The sequence below is a fragment of the Pseudomonas sp. SGAir0191 genome, from assembly GCF_002812565.2.
Classification (GTDB): Bacteria; Pseudomonadota; Gammaproteobacteria; order Pseudomonadales; family Pseudomonadaceae; genus Aquipseudomonas; species Aquipseudomonas parafulva_B.
Window position 1 is genome coordinate 20,372 of the sequence record NZ_CP025035.2, and the last position, 20,057, is coordinate 40,428.

At 62.9% G+C, this 20,057-nt stretch carries 20 protein-coding genes; 9 read left to right on the forward strand and 11 right to left on the reverse strand.

All coding sequences use genetic code 11. The annotated features are described in order from the left end of the window. Positions 1-28 precede the first annotated feature (28 nt). A complete protein-coding gene (locus CWR53_RS00085) occupies positions 29-580 on the forward strand; it encodes a DNA-3-methyladenine glycosylase I (protein WP_100850531.1) in 552 nt (183 codons plus the stop codon). Positions 581-621: 41 nt separating this feature from the next. After that, positions 622-1,509, forward strand: a complete 888-nt coding sequence (locus tag CWR53_RS00090) for a lysophospholipid acyltransferase (protein WP_027913290.1) — start codon at positions 622-624, stop codon at positions 1,507-1,509. A gap of 55 nt (positions 1,510-1,564) precedes the next feature. Here CWR53_RS00090 and CWR53_RS00095 read toward each other — a convergent pair whose 3' ends face one another. Genes CWR53_RS00095 through def form a run of 5 tightly spaced genes read right to left on the reverse strand, consistent with a single transcriptional unit; the run spans position 1,565 to position 6,082 of the window. Then, the gene (locus CWR53_RS00095) at positions 1,565-1,873 is read right to left on the reverse strand and encodes a tetratricopeptide repeat protein (RefSeq protein WP_100850532.1); all 309 of its coding nucleotides are present in this window, start codon (positions 1,871-1,873) and stop codon (positions 1,565-1,567) included. Positions 1,874-1,883: 10 nt separating this feature from the next. Then, positions 1,884-3,257, reverse strand: a complete 1,374-nt coding sequence (trkA, locus tag CWR53_RS00100; protein ID WP_058602697.1) for a Trk system potassium transporter TrkA — start codon at positions 3,255-3,257, stop codon at positions 1,884-1,886. A gap of 19 nt (positions 3,258-3,276) precedes the next feature. Beyond that, positions 3,277-4,587, reverse strand: coding sequence for a 16S rRNA (cytosine(967)-C(5))-methyltransferase RsmB (gene rsmB / locus CWR53_RS00105; protein ID WP_058602696.1), 1,311 nt, complete (start codon positions 4,585-4,587; stop codon positions 3,277-3,279). Further along, positions 4,584-5,516, reverse strand: a complete 933-nt coding sequence (gene fmt / locus CWR53_RS00110; protein WP_058602695.1) for a methionyl-tRNA formyltransferase — start codon at positions 5,514-5,516, stop codon at positions 4,584-4,586. The genes rsmB and fmt overlap by 4 nt, the downstream gene beginning before the upstream one ends. Before the next feature lie 59 nt (positions 5,517-5,575). After that, positions 5,576-6,082, reverse strand: a complete 507-nt coding sequence (def, locus tag CWR53_RS00115) for a peptide deformylase (protein WP_023532616.1) — start codon at positions 6,080-6,082, stop codon at positions 5,576-5,578. Between the two features lie 207 nt (positions 6,083-6,289). Between def and dprA the strand changes: the two genes are divergently transcribed. The 3 genes from dprA (at position 6,290) to CWR53_RS00130 (ending at position 8,667) form a co-directional block, all read left to right on the forward strand. Then, entirely contained in the window at positions 6,290-7,387 is a 1,098-nt protein-coding gene (gene dprA / locus CWR53_RS00120) for a DNA-processing protein DprA (protein ID WP_100850533.1), read from the forward strand. Positions 7,388-7,428: 41 nt separating this feature from the next. Beyond that, positions 7,429-7,986: an L-threonylcarbamoyladenylate synthase gene (locus CWR53_RS00125; protein WP_027913284.1), complete on the forward strand. Its 558-nt coding sequence runs from the start codon at positions 7,429-7,431 to the stop codon at positions 7,984-7,986. A 375-nt stretch (positions 7,987-8,361) separates the two neighbouring features. After that, a complete protein-coding gene (locus CWR53_RS00130) occupies positions 8,362-8,667 on the forward strand; it encodes a hypothetical protein (RefSeq protein ID WP_058602693.1) in 306 nt (101 codons plus the stop codon). A 643-nt stretch (positions 8,668-9,310) separates the two neighbouring features. On the opposite strand, the gene CWR53_RS00135 is transcribed toward CWR53_RS00130, so the two are convergent. Continuing rightward, positions 9,311-10,288, reverse strand: coding sequence for an NADPH:quinone reductase (locus CWR53_RS00135; RefSeq protein ID WP_100850534.1), 978 nt, complete (start codon positions 10,286-10,288; stop codon positions 9,311-9,313). Positions 10,289-10,422: 134 nt separating this feature from the next. Between CWR53_RS00135 and hemF the strand changes: the two genes are divergently transcribed. Together hemF and aroE are read left to right on the forward strand one after the other, a co-directional pair. Then, positions 10,423-11,334, forward strand: coding sequence for an oxygen-dependent coproporphyrinogen oxidase (gene hemF / locus CWR53_RS00140; protein WP_100850535.1), 912 nt, complete (start codon positions 10,423-10,425; stop codon positions 11,332-11,334). Positions 11,335-11,359: 25 nt separating this feature from the next. Next, the gene (gene aroE / locus CWR53_RS00145; RefSeq protein WP_100850536.1) at positions 11,360-12,184 is read left to right on the forward strand and encodes a shikimate dehydrogenase; all 825 of its coding nucleotides are present in this window, start codon (positions 11,360-11,362) and stop codon (positions 12,182-12,184) included. Between the two features lie 39 nt (positions 12,185-12,223). Here aroE and CWR53_RS00150 read toward each other — a convergent pair whose 3' ends face one another. From CWR53_RS00150 to betC, 3 genes are all read right to left on the reverse strand, one after another. Continuing rightward, positions 12,224-13,789, reverse strand: a complete 1,566-nt coding sequence (locus CWR53_RS00150; protein ID WP_078477761.1) for a SulP family inorganic anion transporter — start codon at positions 13,787-13,789, stop codon at positions 12,224-12,226. Positions 13,790-13,879: 90 nt separating this feature from the next. After that, on the reverse strand, positions 13,880-14,809 hold the full coding sequence (gene choX, locus CWR53_RS00155; RefSeq protein WP_100850537.1) for a choline ABC transporter substrate-binding protein: 930 nt from the start codon (positions 14,807-14,809) through the stop codon (positions 13,880-13,882). Between the two features lie 14 nt (positions 14,810-14,823). Further along, positions 14,824-16,341, reverse strand: coding sequence for a choline-sulfatase (gene betC, locus CWR53_RS00160; RefSeq protein WP_058603641.1), 1,518 nt, complete (start codon positions 16,339-16,341; stop codon positions 14,824-14,826). A gap of 108 nt (positions 16,342-16,449) precedes the next feature. Between betC and CWR53_RS00165 the strand changes: the two genes are divergently transcribed. Continuing rightward, positions 16,450-17,349, forward strand: coding sequence for a choline sulfate utilization transcriptional regulator (locus CWR53_RS00165; protein ID WP_058603642.1), 900 nt, complete (start codon positions 16,450-16,452; stop codon positions 17,347-17,349). 55 nt (positions 17,350-17,404) lie between these two features. Continuing rightward, positions 17,405-17,743, forward strand: coding sequence for a DOPA 4,5-dioxygenase family protein (locus tag CWR53_RS00170; RefSeq protein ID WP_058603643.1), 339 nt, complete (start codon positions 17,405-17,407; stop codon positions 17,741-17,743). Positions 17,744-17,995: 252 nt separating this feature from the next. On the opposite strand, the gene trpA is transcribed toward CWR53_RS00170, so the two are convergent. Then, complete coding sequence (gene trpA, locus CWR53_RS00175) at positions 17,996-18,805, reverse strand: tryptophan synthase subunit alpha (RefSeq protein WP_100850538.1); 810 nt, start codon at positions 18,803-18,805, stop codon at positions 17,996-17,998. After that, complete coding sequence (gene trpB, locus CWR53_RS00180; protein ID WP_023532832.1) at positions 18,802-20,019, reverse strand: tryptophan synthase subunit beta; 1,218 nt, start codon at positions 20,017-20,019, stop codon at positions 18,802-18,804. The genes trpA and trpB overlap by 4 nt, the downstream gene beginning before the upstream one ends. Positions 20,020-20,057 lie beyond the last annotated feature (38 nt).

Sequence of the window (20,057 nt, forward strand, 5' to 3'; positions counted from 1 at the left end):
CGCCTCGCCCTCTACTCATTGGAGCCTTATGCCACGCTGCTTTTGGTGTACCGACGATCCGTTGTACCAGGCCTACCATGACCAGGAATGGGGAACGCCGCAGCGTGACCCGGCGTTGCTGTTCGAGATGCTTTTGCTCGAAGGGTTCCAGGCAGGCCTTTCCTGGATCACCGTGCTGCGCAAGCGCGAGCGCTACCGTGAAGTGCTGGAGGGCTTCGATCCTGCGAAACTCGCGGTGATGAGCGACGAGCGCATCGAGGCGTTGATGCAGGATGCCGGCATTATCCGCAATCGGCTCAAGCTCAAGGCTGCCAGGCGCAATGCCCAGGCCTGGCTGGCTGTGGATAACCCGGCCGAGTGGTTATGGTCGTTCGTCGGCGGCGCCCCGAAGATCAACCATTTCAACACGCGCAGCGAAGTCCCGGCCGTGACCGAAGAAGCCCAATCCATGAGCAAGGCGTTGCGCAAGGCCGGCTTCACCTTCGTCGGCCCGACCATCTGCTATGCCTTCATGCAGGCAACCGGCATGGTCATGGACCACACCACCGACTGTGATCGCTACGCCGCCTTGTCCCACTGAAGGGTTACAATGCCCGTCTTGCTGAAATAAGGAACTCGCCTGTGGAAAAGTTCAAGGGCGCCCTGATGGTCGGGGTGCTGCGACTGTTCGCCAAGTTGCCTTGGGGTGCGGTGCAACGCGTCGGGGCCGGCATCGGCTGGCTGATGTGGAAAATACCCAATGGCTCGCGCAACGTGGTGCGCATCAACCTGGCCAAATGCTTCCCCGAGATGGACCCGGTTGCCCGCGAGCAGCTGGTCGGCCAGGCTCTGCGGGACATTGGCAAATCCTTCGTCGAAAGCGCCTGCGCCTGGATCTGGCCCCCACACCGTTCGCTGGAACTGGTCAAGGAGGTGCATGGGCTGGAAGTGCTGGAGCAGGCCCTGGCGTCAGGAAAGGGGGTTGTGGGTATCACCAGTCATTTGGGCAACTGGGAAGTGCTGAACCACTTCTATTGCAACCAATGCAAGCCGATCATTTTCTACCGCCCACCCAAGCTCAAGGCGGTGGACGACCTGCTGCGCGAGCAGCGTGTGCAGATGGGCAACCGCGTGGCACCTTCGACCAAGGAAGGCATCCTCAGCGTGATCAAGGAAGTTCGGCGCGGTGGCCAGGTCGGCATCCCGGCCGACCCCGAGCCGGCCGAATCGGCGGGTGTATTCGTTCCCTTCCTGGGCACTGAGGCGCTGACCAGCAAGTTCGTGCCGAACATGCTGGCTGGCGGCAAGGCAGTCGGGGTTTTCCTACATGCCCTGCGTCTGCCTGATGGCTCAGGCTTCAAGGTGTTTCTGGAAGCCGCGCCGGAGGCGATGTACAGCACCGACGTGAACGAGTCGGCGGCCGCGATGAGCAAGGTGGTCGAGCGGTATGTGCGCGAGTATCCCAGCCAGTACATGTGGAGCATGAAGCGCTTCAAGAAGCGTCCGGCAGGTGAGGCGCGCTGGTATTGAGGCGCGCATCGCCGGCAGCGGCTGTCTGGCAGCCGATGCGTCGGCGCTAGCGAGCTCAGCGTTTGTCGAGTTTCTTGAGAAACACCGTCATCTCTTTCTCGACCTGCTTGTCACCATGGGCCTGCGCCGCCGCGATGCCGTCTTCCCAGGCCTTGCGCGCCGCTGGCAGGTCCGCCAGCAACTGGTAGGCCTTGCCTAACAGCTTCCAGGCTGCCGAGTACTTGGGGTCCTGCTCGACACAGCGAGCCAGGTGCACTGCAGCCTGCGCGCCATTGCCTTCGTCGAGCCAAGCCTTGCCCAAGCCAAAGCGCAACAATGGGTTATCCACACCCTTGGCCAACATGTTTTCCAACGATTGGCGCATGTCCCGCCTCCTAGAAGAAACTCAAGCCGACGTGGAACAGCTTTTCCACATCCCGAATGTGTTTCTTGTCCACAACGAACAGGATCACATGGTCACCTGATTCGATGACTGTCGTGTCGTGCGCGATGAGCACACTGTCGTGGCGAATGATGGCACCGATGGTCGTCCCTGGGGGCAGGGTTATGTCCTCGATTGCCTTGCCCACGACCTTGCTCGACTTCGCATCACCGTGGGCCACCGCCTCGATGGCTTCGGCTGCACCACGACGCAGCGAATGCACGCTCACGATATCGCCACGGCGCACATGCGCCAGCAAGGTGCCGATGGTGGCCAATTGCGGGCTGATGGCAATGTCGATTTCACCCCCCTGCACCAGGTCTACATAGGCCGGGTTGTTGATGATCGTCATGACCTTGCGTGCACCCAGGCGCTTGGCCAGCAGGGACGACATGATGTTGGCTTCGTCATCGTTGGTCAGGGCCAGGAAGATATCGGTGTCGGCGATGTTCTCTTCCAGCATCAGGTCCTTGTCCGATGCGCTGCCCTGCAGCACCACGGTACTGTCCAACGTATCGGACAGGTAGCGGCAGCGTGCCGGGTTCATCTCGATGATTTTTACCTGGTAGCGGCTTTCGATGGCTTCGGCCAGGCGCTCGCCTATCTGCCCGCCGCCAGCGATGACGACACGCTTGTTGGTTTCATCGATGCGGCGCAGCTCGCCCATGACCGCCCGGATGTCCTTTTTGGCGGCGATGAAGAACACCTCGTCATCGGCCTCGATCACCGTGTCACCGCGCGGTGTGATCGAGCGGTCACGGCGGAAGATCGCCGCCACCCGGGTTTCCACATGGGGCATGTGCGCGCGTATCTGGCGCAGCTGCTGGCCGACTAGCGGGCCGCCGTAGTACGCCTTCACGGCCACCAACTGCGCCTTGCCCTGGGCGAAGTCGATGACCTGCAACGAACCGGGCTGTTCGATCAGGCGCTTGATGTAGTGGGTGACGACCTGTTCTGGGCTGATCAGCACATCGACCGGGATGTGGTCGTTGTCGAACAGTTCTTCGCGGGTCAGGTAGGCCGACTCGCGCACCCGGGCGATTTTTGTCGGTGTGTGGAACAGCGAGTAGGCCACCTGGCACGCGACCATGTTGGTCTCGTCGCTGTTGGTCACGGCAACCAGCATGTCGGCGTCCTCGGCGCCTGCCTGTCGCAACACCGTAGGCAGCGACCCACGCCCCTGCACGGTGCGGATATCCAGGCGATCACCCAGGTCGCGCAGGCGGTCGCCATCGGTGTCGACCACGGTGATGTCGTTGGCCTCGCTGGCCAGGTGCTCTGCAAGCGTTCCGCCCACCTGGCCGGCGCCCAGGATGATGATCTTCATCCGCTACTCCCCAGTGTGCTCAACCGCGCGAGGCGGCAATCTTGATCAGCTTGGCATAGTAGAAACCGTCGTGGCCGCCTTCCTGGGCCAACAACTGGCGCCCATGCGTCTGGCGCAGGCCCGCTTCGGTGGCCAGGTCCAGCTCGCGTGCGCCTGGCGTGCGCGCCAGGAACGCGCCGATCACCTCGGTATTTTCGGTCGGTAGGCTGGAGCAGGTGGCGTACAGCAGCATGCCGCCCACTTCCAGTGTCGGCCACAGGGCATCGAGCAACTCGCCCTGCAAGGCCGCCAGCGGCGCGATGTCTTCGGCCTGGCGGGTGAGCTTGATGTCTGGATGACGACGGATGACGCCAGTGGCCGAGCAAGGAGCGTCCAGCAGGATGCGCTGGAACGGTTTGCCGTCCCACCAGCTGGCCGTGTCGCGGGCATCGCAGGCGATCAGCTCGGCGTCGAGCCTCAGGCGGTCGAGGTTTTCGCGCACACGCACCAGGCGCTTGGCTTCAAGGTCGATGGCCACCACGTGAGAGAGCCCGGCTTCGGCTTCCAGCACGTGGCAGGTCTTGCCCCCTGGGGCGCAGCATGCGTCGAGCACGCGTTGACCGGGCGCCAGCTCCAGCAGGTCGGCGGCCAGTTGCGCGGCTTCGTCCTGGACGCTGATCCAGCCCTCGGCAAAGCCCGGCAGGCCGCGTACATCCTGCGGCTCGGCCAGCACGATACCGTCACGGCTATACGCGCAGGCCTGGGCCTGGACGCCTGCATCGGCGAGCAGCTTAAGGTAGCCGTCGCGGCTGTGATGGCGGCGGTTGACGCGCAGGATCATCGGCGGGTGCGCATTGTTGGCGGCGCAGATGGCTTCCCACTGATCCGGCCAGAAGGCCTTGAGCGCCTTTTGCAGCCAGCGTGGATGGGCGGTGCGCACTACCGGGTCGCGCTCCATGTCGGCCAGCATGGCTTCGCCGTCGCGCTGTGCACGGCGCAGCACCGCGTTCAGCAGCCCCTTGGCCCAGGGTTTTTTCAGCTTGTCGGCGCAACCCACGGTTTCACCAATGGCGGCATGAGCCGGGATGCGGGTATAGAACAACTGGTACAAGCCAATCAGCAACAACGCCTGCACATCGGCATCGGCGGCCTTGAAGGGCTTTTGCAACAGCTGCGCTGCCAGCAGGTCCAGGCGTGGCTGCCAACGGGCGGTACCAAAGGCCAGGTCTTGGGTCAGCCCGCGGTCACGGTCCTCGACCTTGTCCAGTTGCGCGGGCAGGGAGCTGTTGAGGGAGGCCTTGCCGCTGAGCACAGCGGCAAGGGCACGGGCGGCAGCCAGGCGTGGGTTCATTGGCCGAGCACCTTGCCTGGCGTGAATTTCTCTTTGCGGCTGTTGAACAGGTCAGCGAAGGCCAGCGCTTTGCCACCCGGCAATTGCAGGCGGGTCAGGCTGAGCGCCTGCTCGCCGCAAGCAACCACCAGGCCGTCTTTGCTTGCCGCCAGGATTTCACCGGGTGCGCCCTGCCCTGTGGCCAGGCACGCACCCAGCACCTTCACGGTTTCCCCGTCGAGCGTGCTGTGGCAAATCGGCCAAGGGTTGAATGCCCGAATCAGGCGCTCCAGCTGTTCAGCTGGCAGGGACCAGTCCAAACGCGCTTCGTCCTTGTTCAGCTTGTGCGCATAGGTTGCCAGGGCGTCGTCCTGCGTCTCGCCGTGCAAGGTGCCATCGGCCAGCCCGGCGATGGCCTGGATGACGGCCGCCGGCCCCATTTGCGCCAGGCGATCGTGCAGGCTGCCGCCGGTATCAATGGCGTTGATCGGGGTGACGACCTTGAGCAGCATGGGGCCAGTGTCCAGGCCCGCTTCCATGCGCATGACGGTCACGCCGCTTTCGGCATCGCCCGCCTGCACTGCCCGCTGAATCGGGGCCGCCCCGCGCCAGCGTGGCAGCAGGGACGCGTGGCTGTTGATGCAGCCAAGGCGCGGGATGTCCAGTACCGCCTGGGGCAGGATCAGGCCGTAGGCAACCACGACCATCAGGTCGGGTGCCAAGGCTGCCAATTGTGCCTGGGCCTCGGCATTGCGCAGGCTTGGCGGCTGCATCACCGGGATGTCATGGGCCACGGCCAGCGCCTTGACCGCGCTGGGCATCAGCTTCTGACCGCGGCCTGCCGGGCGATCGGGCTGGGTGTAGACGGCCACGACTTCGTACGGGCTGTCGAGCAAAGCCTTGAGGTGTTCGGCGGCAAACTCGGGGGTGCCTGCAAAGACGATGCGCATGGTGTTCTCGCTGCAAAAAGAAAAAGGCTTGCCGGAGCAAGCCTTCTGGAAGGTGGGAATCAGGCTTGCTGGCGGTGCTGTTTTTCCAGCTTCTTCTTGATTCGATCCCGCTTGAGCTGTGACAGGTAGTCGACGAACAGCTTGCCATTGAGGTGATCGAACTCGTGCTGCACGCACACCGCCAGCAGGCCTTCGCATTCCAGCTCGAACGGTGTGCCGTCACGATCCTGGGCCTTGACCCTCACGCGCAGGGGCCGATCGACGTTCTCGTAGAAGCCCGGCACTGACAGGCAACCTTCCTGGTACTGGCCCATGTCATCGGTCAGTTCCTCGACCGACGGGTTGATGAAGACGCGAGGTTCGCTGCGGTCTTCGCTGAGGTCCATCACCACGACTTGCTGGTGCACGTTGACCTGGGTCGCAGCCAGGCCGATGCCAGGGGCTTCGTACATGGTTTCAAACATGTCGTCGATCAGCTGGCGCAGGGCGTCGTCGAACGCCGTCACCGGTTTGGCGATGGTGCGCAGGCGCGGGTCCGGGAATTCGAGAATGTTCAAAATGGCCATAAGGTCAGGCAGTCACTGTGCGTTTGGTTGAAAACTGAACACACATAATAAAGGGAAACGCGGACTTCGGCACCTGGCAACCTCGTCTAGGGTGACTATTGGCGTGATAGCCCCCAGCCAATGGACAGCTTTTCAAAGTGTTACTCACAGAGTTATCCACAGGTTGCGCAGCCTGAATCAACCGTTTCGCATCAAGGATGATTGCCGATGTCTGATTGCTCCTTATCTACTTGCCCGCCTGCAGAACTAGAGGCGCGGTTGCGCCTGCACTGCCTTCCCGAGACCGGCTTGCGCCGCTTTTCTACCCTGATCGAGGCCTTCGGAAGTGCCTCATCGGCGCTCAGTGCCCCCGGTGCTGCCTGGCGCGCACTGGGCATCCCCCATGCCAGTATCGATGCAAGGCGCAGCCCTCAAGTGCGGGATGCGGCCAGTGCTGCAATGCGCTGGCTAGAGCGTCCGGGCCAGCAATTACTGATGTGGGACAGCCCAGACTACCCCGCGCTGCTCGCCGAAATCGACGATGCCCCGCCGCTGCTGTTCGTGGCGGGGAACGTTTCGCTGCTCAGCCGCCCACAGCTGGCGATCGTGGGCAGCCGCCGCGCGACGCCGCCGGCGGTGGACACGGCTGGCGCGTTTGCCAGGTACCTTGCCCAGGCAGGCTTCGTCGTCACCAGTGGCCTGGCGGTAGGCATCGATGGTGCCGCTCACCGTGCTGCGCTACAGGCTGGCGGGGCCACGATAGGCGTACTGGGCACAGGGCTTGAAAAACTTTATCCACAGCGGCACAAGCCGTTGGCCCAGGCGATGATCGACAACGGCAGTGCACTGGTGTCGGAGTATCCGCTCGACGCCGGGCCGCTGCCCGGTAATTTTCCCCGGCGCAACCGCATCATCAGCGGTCTTTCGTTAGGCGTGCTGGTGGTAGAGGCCAGCCTGGCCAGTGGCTCGTTGATCACGGCCCGGCTCGCCGCCGAGCAGGGCCGTGAGGTCTATGCCATTCCCGGCTCCATTCATCACCCCGGCGCCAAAGGCTGTCACCAGCTGATCCGCGACGGCGCCCTGCTTGTCGAAAGCGTCGAGCAGATACTCGAAACCCTGCAAGGCTGGCAGAACCTGCCTCCGGCAGCTGCAGACACCTTCGATCACCCACTGCTGGCGCTGCTGCACGCTTCACCGCAGACCACCGAAAGCCTGGCCCATTGCAGTGAGCAGCCGCTGGCAGAGGTACTGGCGCAGCTCACCGAACTGGAGCTCGCTGGCCGGGTCAGCAATCAAGCGGGGCGTTGGTTTGCCCGCTCGGGCTGAGTAAACTGCGCCCAGGCAACATTCCCAGTGGAGAAACATCAATGGTGAGCAGTTTTCGTGTGCAACAAGCCGCACGTGAGATCCGGGCAGGCGCAGTGATCGCCTACCCGACGGAGGCGGTCTGGGGCCTGGGCTGCGACCCGTGGAACGAGGACGCGGTCTATCGGCTGCTGGCACTGAAGTCGCGACCTGTGGATAAGGGGTTGATCCTGGTCGCCGACAACATCCGCCAGTTCGACTTCCTGTTCGAAGACTTCCCCGAAGACTGGATCGACCGGATGGCCAGCACCTGGCCTGGGCCCAACACCTGGCTGGTGCCGCATCAGGATCTGCTACCTGAATGGGTGACCGGGCAGCACGACACCGTAGCGCTTCGCGTCAGCGACCACCCTGTGGTGCGCGAGCTGTGCGCGTTGGTCGGGCCGTTGATCTCCACGTCGTGCAACCCTGGCGGGCGCCCTGCGGCGAAGACCCGGCTGCGGGTGGAGCAGTACTTCCACGGGCAACTGGATCTGGTGCTAGGTGGGGCGTTGGGCGGGCGGAAGAACCCGAGTTTGATTCGCAATCTGGCTACCGGTGAAGTGGTGCGGCCGGGTTGATGCGCCTGCGGGCCATGCTGTTGGCCAGGCTTGGACCGAGCGCCTGAGCCATCCCCCTCATGACGGCTTGGGTTTTTCTGATTTTTGCCAAGGCAGTTGTTTGATATTCGGTTTGGGAAATATCCTACGAGCCGCGTCCCCTGCCATCACCTTCTCAGTAGGAACCGCTGCCCGTAGGCTTCAGCTGTCGCCAAATACCTTGGCGATCGGGTGTGGTAACCCGGATGTACCTGGGGCGTCACAGCTATGGCAGCTGTGCGCGGGAGGCGTCATGCCTGCCGGGAGCGCTCCAGCCCGGTTTACCACCTCGCGTACAGCTGCCGCCTTAACCGTGTGGTAACGGCTTGGCGCCAGCTTCATCGTCTGGAGCAAGCCATGAAAAAAATCGTACCTGATCCACCCCTTCCTTCTACTTCCGCCCACCCATTCGGCCGCTGCGACGCAGGTCACGAGCCGCTGTTTGCAGTCAACCCGAACATTTCCGCCGAGGACGCTCTGGTCCACGTAGCCCTGTACCTGCGTAGCGCCTACGAAACCGGCTACAAAGCCCTGGATTACATGCGAGAAGAAGGCCGTGGCATGTTCTGGTCGAACCTGCATGCAATTGAGATGGCAGAAGGCGTGGTCGAGGCCATCCTGGATGGCATCGAGTCGAATCCGCCGTCGCAGAAGAAGGTGTGAAGGCTGACAGGTGTTCGCCTTTAGGTTTATCGCGCCTGTGAGATCGAGCGCCGCCCGCGCGGCGCTTCGCGGGACAAGCCCGCTCCCACATTTGTTGCAACGTGCCGAACCTGTCAGGCCATGGTTGCCCGCCTTGGTGTATGGCTTGAGGCAGGCGGAGCGGCATGAATGCCCACTTTGAAATCCAGTCATGTCAACAGGGCTGACAACCATGGACTTACAGACATGGCCACGTTGCGACGAATGTGGGAGCGGGCTTGTCCCGCGAAGCGCCGCGCGGGCGGCGCTCGATCTTCGCAACACTACAAAAACCAAGGCAAGCACCTGGTCGCCATAACGCGAACTTCTGCCAATCAAGGCAACAACACATTGGACCCCACATTGTTGCAACGTGCCGAACCTGTCAGGCCATGGTTGACCGCCTTGGGGTATGGCTTGAGGCAGGCGGAGCGGCATCAATGCCCACCTTGAAATCCAGTCATGCCAACAAGGCTGACAACCATGAACTCACAGACATGGCCACGTTGCAACGAATGTGGGAGCGGGCTTGTCCCGCGAAGCGCCGCGTGGGCGGCGCTCGATCTGCGCAACACTACAAAAACCAAGGCAAGCACCTGGTCGCCATAACGCGACCTTCTGCCAATCAAGGCAACAAAACAGTGGACCCCACAGTCCGCCGCGCCGACAGCTCGCTCTGGGCCTTGGCCGCTTCGCTGAGCGGGTAGCGTTGCTGGATATCCACCGTCACTTTGCCGCTGGCAATCATGGCGAAGAGGTCATCAGCCATGGCCTGGGTGTTCTCGGCGTTGTTGGCATAAGTCGCCAGGGTCGGCCGTGTGACGTACAGCGAGCCCTTCTGCGCCAGAATCCCCAGGTTCACACCGCTCACCGCACCCGAGGCATTGCCGAAGCTCACCATCAACCCCCGCGGCTGCAGGCAATCGAGCGACGTCAGCCAAGTGTCGGCGCCCACGCCGTCATACACGACTGGGCATTTCTTGCCGTCGGTCAGCTCCAGCACCCGTTTGGCGACATCCTCCTGGCTGTAGTCGATGGTGGCCCAGGCGCCCAAGGCCTTGGCCCGCTCGGCTTTTTCGGCAGAGCTCACGGTACCGATGAGCTTGGCACCCAGCGCCTTTGCCCACTGGCACGCCAGCGAACCCACACCGCCTGCGGCCGCATGGAACAGAATTACATCGCCAGGCTGCACAGCGTAGGTCTGCTTGAGCAGGTACTGCACGGTCAGGCCCTTGAGCATGACGGCGGCAGCCTGCTCGAAGCTGATGGCTTCTGGCAGCTTGACCAGGTTGGCCTCAGGCAGCGTGTGCACCTCGCCGTAGGCGCCCAATGGGCCCCCGCCATACGCCACGCGGTCGCCGACCTTCAATCGGGACACGCCAGGGCCCACGGCCTCGACCACCCCTGCCCCTTCGGTACCCAGGCCCGAAGGCAGGGACGGCGGCGCGTACAAACCGCTGCGGAAATAGGTATCGATGAAGTTCAGGCCCACAGCGTGGTTGCGCACGCGCACTTGCTGAGGCCCAGGGTCAGCGGGCTCGAAGTCCACCCACTGCAGCACTTCGGGGCCGCCGTGCTGGCTGAACTGGATACGCTTGGCCATCTCGTACTCCTGGATTCGGGATCGGGAAAGGGTCCTCTATCGGACGCCTTTGCTTGACTGCCGTCAACTGCGGGGCGCTGGCAGGCGGTGTTATGCTACGCGCCACTTGTTTCCTGCCCGCTCCTGGTGACCCGATGATTAGCCGCACCGAGGCTGTGAAAGCCTATCTGCTCGACTTGCAAGACCGCATCTGCTCAGCCCTGGAACGCGAAGACGGCGGCGCCCGCTTCGTCGAGGACGCCTGGGTGCGCGAAGCGGGTGGCGGGGGCCGTACGCGGGTGATCGGCGACGGCACCGTCATCGAGAAAGGCGGGGTGAATTTCTCCCATGTGTTCGGCACCGGGTTGCCGCCATCAGCCAGCGCCCATCGGCCGGAGTTGACTGGGCGTGGTTTCCAGGCGCTCGGGGTGTCGCTGGTGATCCACCCGCATAACCCCCACGTGCCTACTTCCCACGCCAACGTGCGGTTTTTCATTGCCGAGAAGGAAGGCGAAGAGCCGGTCTGGTGGTTCGGCGGTGGCTTCGACCTGACGCCGTATTACGGTGTGGAGGAAGATTGCGTGCACTGGCATCGAATCGCTGAACAGGCGTGCGCGCCCTTTGGCGCCGATGTTTACCCACGCTACAAGGCCTGGTGCGACCGGTATTTTCACCTCAAGCACCGGGGCGAGCCCCGTGGCATCGGTGGGCTGTTCTTCGATGACCTGAACGAGTGGGACTTCGATACCTGCTTCGCCTTCATCCGCGCCATCGGCGATGCCTATATCGACGCGTACCTGCCCATCGTGCAGCGCCGCAAGGGTACGCCCTATACCCCACAGCAACGGGAGTTCCAGGAGTATCGCCGGGGCCGCTACGTCGAGTTCAACCTGGTATACGACCGTGGCACGTTATTCGGGCTGCAGTCTGGCGGGCGCACCGAGTCCATCCTCATGTCGCTACCACCGCAGGTACGCTGGGGCTATGACTGGAAACCCGCGCCAGGCAGCGAAGAGGCGCGGCTGACCGAGTACTTCCTGCAAGACCGTGACTGGCTCGGCCAGTAAGCCTGTAACCATTCAAGGAGCCGTCATGGACCAGTACGTCGTTTTTGGCAACCCGATCGGCCACAGCAAGTCGCCGCTGATTCATCGCCTGTTCGCCGAACAGACCGGCCAGGACCTGGAGTACGCCACGCTGCTGGCGCCGCTGGACGACTTCAGTGACTGCGCGCGCGGCTTCTTCAAGCAAGGCAGCGGTGCCAACGTCACCGTGCCATTCAAGGAAGAAGCCTATCGCCTGTGCGACAGCCTTACCCCGCGCGCGCGTCGCGCAGGCGCGGTGAACACGCTCAGCAAGCTGGCCGACAGTACTTTGCAGGGGGACAACACCGACGGTGCGGGGCTGGTCCGTGACCTGACCGTCAATGCCGGTGTGGAACTGGCAGGTAAACGCATCCTTGTCCTCGGTGCCGGCGGCGCCGTGCGCGGTGTGCTGGAGCCGCTGCTGGCGCAAAACCCGCAGTCACTGGTGATCGCCAACCGCACGGTGGAGAAGGCCGAGCGCCTGGCCGAGGCGTTCGATGAACTGGGGCCGGTGGTGGCCAGCGGGTTCGCCTGGTTGCAAGAGCCGGTGGACGTGATCATCAATGCAACCTCGGCCAGCCTGGCCGGTGAGCTGCCACCGATTGCCAGCAGCCTGATCGAACCCGGTCGCACGGTGTGTTACGACATGATGTATGGCAAGGCGCCAACGCCGTTCTGCCAGTGGGCCGCCGAACATGGCGCTGCCAAGGTGCTGGACGGTCTGGGGATGCTGGCCGAACAAGCCGCCGAAGCTTTTTATGTGTGGCGCGGTGTGCGGCCGGACACTGCTCCGGTTCTCGCTGAACTGCGCCGCCAGCTGGCGCGGGGCTGACAGCAAGCTGGGCGCCTGAGCGGCGCTTCATGTGGCTGCTCAGTCCTCGAACCGGATTGGGCAACGCGCCGGGCCTTCGAGCTTGTGCAACTCTTCGATCACCTGTGGCCTGGCGCCGCGCAAGGTCAGGCTGCCGCCCGTTCGCTGCAGCCGCCTCGCCTCGCGGTGCAGCATGTCCACCCCTGAATAGTCGATGAAGTTTACCTGCCGCGCATCCATGACCACCTGCGGGCCCTGGCAGCGCTGCAGGCGTACTTGCAGGTAATGCGCGGCACCGAAGAAGATCGAGCCGCCTACACGCAAGATGTCCGCATCGCCTTCGCGGCTCTGGTGGATGCGCGGACGCGAGGTGCGCTTGAGGTAGAAGAACAGGGAAACCAGCACACCGGCATAGATGGCCGTCTGCAATTCCAGGAGCAAGGTGGCCGCTGCCGTCAGCGCCATGACCACGAACTCGGCACGGCTCACACGCAGCAATGCGCCGATGGCCTTGCGATCAACCAGCCCCCAGCAAATCAACAGAATGCTGCCGGCCATCGCCGGAATCGGCAGGTGCGCGATCAGGCCGGCACCGGCGACGGCGAACACCGCTACCCACAGCGCCGAGAACACCCCGGCCATGGGCGAGCGTGCGCCTGCGTCATAGCTCAGGCCCGATCGGGTGAACGAGCCCGACGAGAGGTAGCCGGAAAAGAACGCACCGACGATGTTGGAGAGCCCTTGGGCTCGTATTTCCTGGTCGGCGTCAATCAGTTGCTCGGAGCGCGCAGACAACGAACGGGCGATGGACAAGCTGGTCACCAGCCCCAGCATGCCAACGGCCACGGCGCTGGGGAGTAGGCGCAGTATCAGGTCCATGTCCAGCAACGGCACGGCACTCAGAGGTGGCAGGCGCCCCTCGAACGCCGGTACACGCGGCACGTGCTCGAACACGCCGGGCAGCAGCCACGCCAGCAGGCTGACGGCCAACAGACTGATCAACAGGCTAGGCCAGCGGGGGCGCCATAGTTTCAGCGCCATGCCTACTGCCACGGTAAGCGCCCCCAGTATCAAGGACGGCACGTCCATTTCGCCGGCATGGCTGGCCAAGTCCTGAGCCGTCTTCAAGGCGGTGGCCTGACTGGGCAAATCCAGCCCGAGCAGGTTGGGCAACTGCCCCAGCGCGATGACCACGGCAGCCCCAAGGGTGAAGCCGATCACTACCGAATGCGAGACGAAATTGACCAAGGCCCCGAAACGCAGAAGCCCCAGCAGCAACTGGAAGACACCGCCCAGAAAGGTCAGCAGCAGCACAAGGGTGATGTAGTCATCGCTTCCTGCTACTGCCAACGGGCTGACACTGGCGTAAAGCACGATGGAAATGGCCGCCGTCGGTCCGCAGATCAGGTGCCAGGAGGACCCCCACAGGCAGGCGATCAGCACCGGGACGATGGCTGCATACAGCCCATATTCCGCTGGCAGGCCGGCGATCAGGGCATAGGCGATGGATTGCGGGAGCGCAAGGATGGCGCCGCTCAAACCCACCAGCAGGTCCTGACGCAAGCTGCGGGGCGTCTGGCGCGGCAGCCAGGCTAGAAAGGGCAGCAGGCGTATGAGGCGATGCATAGGGTGGTCAAATCCCCAGGATGTGTCTGTTCTGGAGAGGTGATCTGTTTCACGAATCAACCGCAGACAGATCCGCTCTCCACTCGCTGTTTACAAGGTTTGTTTCACGGCCGCGACGGCGTCTGCACCCGCTTTGGTGGTCACACCGCTCAGCCAGCCATCCAGTGCCTCGGGGTGCGCTTTCACCCAGGCCCTGGCCGCCTCGTCGAAGCTGATCTTCTTATCCACAACCTCGGCCATGATGGTGTTTTCCATGTCCAGCGTGAAGCTCAGGTTGCTCAGCAACTTTGCCGCGTTCGGGCAGGCTTGTGGATAACCCTTACGTGTCAGCGTGAACACGTCGCCTTTGCTACCGAACCACTTCTCGCCACCGGTCAAGTAATGCATGTTCAGCTTCACGTTCATGGGGTGCGGCGTCCAGCCGAGGAAGGCTATGTACTGCTGTTTCTTGACCGCTCGATCCACCTGCGCCAGCATGGCCTGCTCGCTGGACTCCACCAGTTTCCATTTGCCCAGGCCGAAGGCATCGTCCTTGATGATCTCTTGCAGCGAGAGGTTGGCCGGCGCGCCTGAGCCAATGCCGTACAGCTTCCTGCCGAACTGATCGGCATGCTTGTTCAGGTCCGCGAAATCACGTACCCCGCCATTCCACACGTAGTCCGGCACCGCCAGGGTGAATTCGGTTCCTTGCAGGTTGCGTGAAAGCTGCTGCACATCCCCGTTGGCGACGAATTTGTCATGGAAGCCTTGGTGCGCAGGCATCCAGCTCCCAAGAAAGGCATCGACCTGGCCATCCTTGAGCCCGCCATAGATGATCGGCACCGCCAAGCTGTCCACCTTCACCTGGTACCCCAGGGGTTCAAGCAACAGGCGGGCCACTGCGTTGGTGGTGGCGATGTCACTCCACCCAGGGTCGGCCAGCTTGACGGTTGAGCATTGCGCGCTGTCATCGGCGGCCTGGGCGCTAAGCGTGCCCAGGCTGACAGCTAGCGCGAACAAGGTAGCAGCGAACGTATGCATGGCGGGCTCTCTTTTCAATCCAGTGGGGCGGGCTGTGGATAACGTGCCTTGCGCTCGAGGTCGTCAAGATCGATGTGGTTGCGCATGTACTGCTGACTGGCGTCCACCCAAGGTTGGTGATCCCAGCTGCTCAATTTGCCAATGGCCAGTGCCTGGGCCACCAGACGACGACGTCGCTGGCTGGCCAGCACCTGCTGGCGCAGGCCGGGTATGTCCCAGCGCTGGCGCGCCTCGGTGACGAACCCCTGCAGCAATGCCTGATGATCCGGGCTGTTAGCCAGATTCTCCCGCTCGTACGGGTCGCGGCTCAGGTCATAGAGTAGACAGGGGTCGTCCTCGCTGTACACGAACTTGTAGGAACCGCGGCGGATCATCATGAGCGGGCCGACGGTGCCCTCGGCCATGTATTCACCAATGACCTCGTCGTGACCGCCCTGCCCTTGCAGGTGGCCAAGCAGTGAGCGGCCATCCAGGTGAAGGGATTTATCCACAGCCCCACCTGCCAGCTCGACCAGGGTAGGCAGCAGGTCGCAGGTCGAGACGGACGCACTGACGCGTCCGGCCGCGAAGCGTTGCGGTGCATGGATCAGGAGCGGTACACGGGCTGACATCTCGAACCAATGCATCTTGTACCAGAGGCCGCGCTCACCCAGCATGTCGCCATGGTCGCCCGAGAACACGATCAAGGTCTCGTCGGCGAGGTTGCATTCCTCAAGGGTGTGCAGCAATTGACCGATATTGTCGTCGATGTAGCTGCAAGCGCCGAAGTAAGCCCGCCGGGCATCGCGGATTTTGTCCACAGGGAGCGGTTTGTCCCAAAGGTCGTAGACCTTGAGCAATCGCTGGGAGTGGGGATCGAGCGAGGCTTGGCTATCCGGGTGCTTGGGTAACGGGATATCCACACCTTCGTAGCGATCCCAGTAGCGTTTGGGGATGGTGTAGGGGTCGTGAGGGTGGGTCATGGACACTGTCAGACAGAACGGGCGGCCGTCGTTTTCACGGACGTGGTCATACAAATACTGACGCGCCTTGAACACCACTTCCTCGTCAAAATCCAGCTGGTTCGTACGCACGCATGGCCCGGCCTGCAGCACCGAGGACATGTTGTGGTACCAGCTTGGTCGCACGTCAGGCTCATCCCAATTCACGGCCCAGCCGTAGTCGGCCGGGTAGATATCGCTGGTCAGGCGTTCCTCATAGCCGTGCAGTTGATCAGGCCCGCAGAAGTGCATCTTGCCGGACAGCGCCGTGCGGTAGCCCAGGCGGCGCAGATAGTGGGCGTAGGTGGGGATGTCGGCGGGGAAGTCAGCCGCGTTGTCATAGGCCCCAATACGGCTAGGGAGCTGACCACTGACGAGGGTGAAACGCGAGGGGGCGCACAGCGGGCTATTGCAGTAAGCCGAATCGAACACCACGGCCTGTGCAGCCAGACGAGTGAGATGAGGCATCTGTATGGGTGAGTCGGCGTAGATGGGCAGCAAGGGTGCTGCCATCTGATCGGCCATGATGAACAGGATATTAGGGCGTTTCATGCAAGCTCCCATCGTTGAAGGTTATGCGCAATGCTTGCCTACCACGATGCGGCGATGCATAACGTGGGTAAAGCCCCTTTAGGGCAATGCGTGGGATTAGCCAGGCTTATGTTCGAACACCTTGCTGGATTGTCGTTGGATACCTTACGCGTGTTCGAGGCGGCCGCACGCTTGCGCAGCTTTACGGCAGCTGCCTTGGAGCTGGGCACCACGCAACCGGCAATCAGTCAGCAGGTAAAACGCCTGGAGGCGCAACTGGGCGCGCGGCTGTTCGACCGCATCTACCGGGGCATCGAGCTGACCGAGGCGGGCCAAGTGTTGTTCGAGTACGCCAGCCAGGGGTTGCAAACCATGGACGATGGCGTGGCCCGCGCAAGCGGGCGCCATCAGCGTGAAGTACTTCAGGTGGCGACGGATTTTGCATTCGCTGCGTTCTGGTTGATGCCCCGTCTGCAGCGCTTTCATGAAGCGTATCCACAGGTCGATGTGAGCCTGGTGACGGGTGAGCGAAGCCAAGGCATGTTGCGCCCGGATATCGATGTGGCGGTGCTGTTCGGCGATGGGCGTTTTCATCAAGGCGAGAGCCGTTGGCTGTTCGATGAGGAGGTTTTCCCGGTATGCAGCCCTCGCCTTGTCCATGGCAAACCCTTGTCTGCCGCGGCTTTGCAGCGTTTGCCGCTGCTGCATCTCAAGGGTGAGCAGGCGAGCCGGTGGTTCGACTGGGCAGGTGTCTTTCGCGGGCTCGGGGTGACCAGCGCGCCGCCTGCGGGGCAGCTGCGGTTCGACAACTACACGTTGTTGATCCAGGCTGCCATCGCGGGCCAGGGCATGGCGATCGGCTGGCGGCATCTGGTGGATGGGCTGGTCGACCAAGGGTTGCTGTGCCGGCCGTTGGAGGGCACCTTGCGGTCGGCACGTGGGTATTACGCCGTACTGCCGCCGCGCAAGCGTCGCGGGGCGTTGATCGCACGCTTCGTGGATTGGCTTGAGCACGAGCGTTGCCTCTGAGATGCTGGGCCCGCTTGTGGCATGTTGTCAGAATCGACGCACATCAGGAGTAGCTGTGCAGAGAATCAAGGGTTATCACGCCCACGTGTACTACGACGCCTCGACCTTGGAGCAGGCGCGAGCCTTGTGCGAGGAGGCAGCCGCGCTGTTTCCGGTCACCATGGGGCGAATGCACACCAGGCCTGTTGGGCCGCATCCGGACTGGAGCTGTCAGTTGGCGTTCGAGCCTGAGCTTATTGGCGTGGTGCTGCCTTGGCTGGCGTTGCACCGCAGGGGGCTGGTGGTCTTTTTGCACCCGCTTACCGGGGATGAGCTGGCAGACCACCGCGATCATGCGATCTGGATGGGGGCGTTGCGACCTCTGGACTTGTCGGGTTTTGGCGAGGGGCGTTAATTGAGCGATCCAATCTTAGGCGCGTTCTTGCCGGAGCGGCCGCGATGACTGCGCAGCAGCCCCAGGATTTCAGCTTCGCAGCTCATATTGCTGGGGCCGCTATGCGGCCCATCGCGGCACAAGGCCGCTCCTACAGGTATACGCATCCCTCAAGTGCGCCGCGATGGGGCCGCGCAGCGGCCCTAGGATATCCGCGTTGCAACATGAGCTGCCGCTCAAGATAGCCTCGGGCAACCGAGCGACAACCATCCCTTAGCGCCGAGCGCCACGTACCCCTTCTGCCAAGGCCGAGCACAGGCTCAACACATCGTCTACCGCCTGACCGGGGTTCTGCGCGTGGGCAATTTTGTCGACCAGGGCTGAGCCTACCACCACACCGTCGGCGAGACGGGCGATGTTGGCCGCCTGCTCGGGGGTGCGAATGCCAAACCCGACGCTGATCGGCAAATCCGTATGGCGACGCAAGCGCGCAATGGCTTCGGTCACATGTTCTGTCGTCGCCGAGCCTGCGCCGGTCACACCGGCCACCGACACGTAGTAGACGAACCCGGAGCTGCGCTCCAGCACGCGGGGCAGGCGCGCGTCGTCGGTTGTCGGGGTGGTCAGGCGGATGAAGTCGATACCCGCAGCCTGGGCCGGGCTGGCCAGTTCGTCGTCATGCTCAGGCGGCAGGTCGACGATGATCAGGCCATCGACACCGGCTTCGTTGGCCTGGGCCACGAACGCTTCCACGCCAAAGCGGTGAATCGGATTGTAGTAACCCATCAGCACGATCGGCGTGGTCTGGTCATCCTCTCGGAATTCGCGAACCATCTGCAGCGTCTTGGCCAAGGTCTGGCCTGCCTCGAGTGCACGCAGGGTGGCCAGCTGGATGGCCAAGCCGTCGGCCATGGGGTCGGTGAACGGCATACCCAGTTCGATCACGTCGGCACCTGCCGCCGGCAGGCCCTTGAGAATCTGGAGCGAGGCGTCATAGCCTGGATCACCTGCAGTGACGAAGGTGACCAGTGCTGCGCGGCCTTCGGTTTTCAGCTCGGCGAAACGTTGTTCAAGACGGCTCATGCCTGTTTCTCCTGGGCGGCCATGTGGTTCATGACGGTGTGCATATCCTTGTCCCCACGCCCCGACAGGCAGATCACCATCAGGTGGTCCTTGGGCAGGGACGGGGCGCGCTTGATGGCTTCGGCCAGCGCATGGGCGCTTTCCAGCGCGGGAATGATGCCTTCGAGCCGGCAGGATGCGTGGAAGGCATCCAGGGCCTCGTCATCGGTGATGCTGACGTATTCGACCCGCTTCACTTCGTGTAGATAAGCGTGCTCGGGGCCGATGCCCGGATAGTCCAGGCCTGCTGAGATCGAATGGGCATCGGTGATCTGGCCGTCGGCGTCCTGCAGCAAGTAGGTACGGTTGCCGTGCAGTACCCCAGGCACTCCGCCGTTCAGGCTGGCAGCGTGCTTGTCGGTCTGCACGCCGTGCCCGCCCGCCTCGACACCGATGATCTGAACGCTCGGCTCTTCGAGAAACTCGTGGAACAGGCCCATGGCATTGGACCCGCCACCCACGCAGGCCACTAGGCTGTCCGGCAGTCGGCCTTCCTTTTCCTGCATCTGGGCGCGGGTTTCCTTGCCGATGATCGACTGGAAGTCCCGAACCATGGCTGGGTAGGGGTGCGGGCCGGCTACGGTGCCGATCAGGTAGAACGTGTCGTCGACATTGGTGACCCAGTCGCGCAGGGCCTCGTTCATGGCGTCTTTCAAGGTGCCGGTGCCAGCGGTGACCGGCACGATTTCAGCGCCCAGCAGTTTCATGCGGAACACGTTGGCCTGCTGCCGCTCGATGTCGGTAGCGCCCATGTAGATCACGCAAGGCAACCCGAAACGCGCCGCCACGGTGGCGGTAGCGACGCCATGCATGCCGGCACCGGTTTCGGCGATCAGGCGCTTTTTGCCCATGCGCTTGGCCAGCAGTACCTGGCCGATGCAGTTGTTCACCTTGTGCGCGCCGGTGTGGTTGAGCTCCTCGCGCTTGAAGTAGATCTTGGCACCACCGCAGTGCTCGGTCAGGCGCTCGGCGAAATACAACGGGTTGGGACGGCCAATGTAGTCGCGTTGGAAGTAAGCCAGTTCTTCGAGAAATGCAGGGTCTGCCTTGGCCGCTTCGTATTCACGGGCCAGGTCCAGTACCAGTGGCATCAGGGTTTCGGCCACGTAGCGGCCGCCGAACGAGCCGAACAGGCCATTGGCATCGGGGCCGGGGCGATATTGGGACTGGGTCATGAGACGCTCCAAGGCATAACGAATGAGTGATGGGCTTT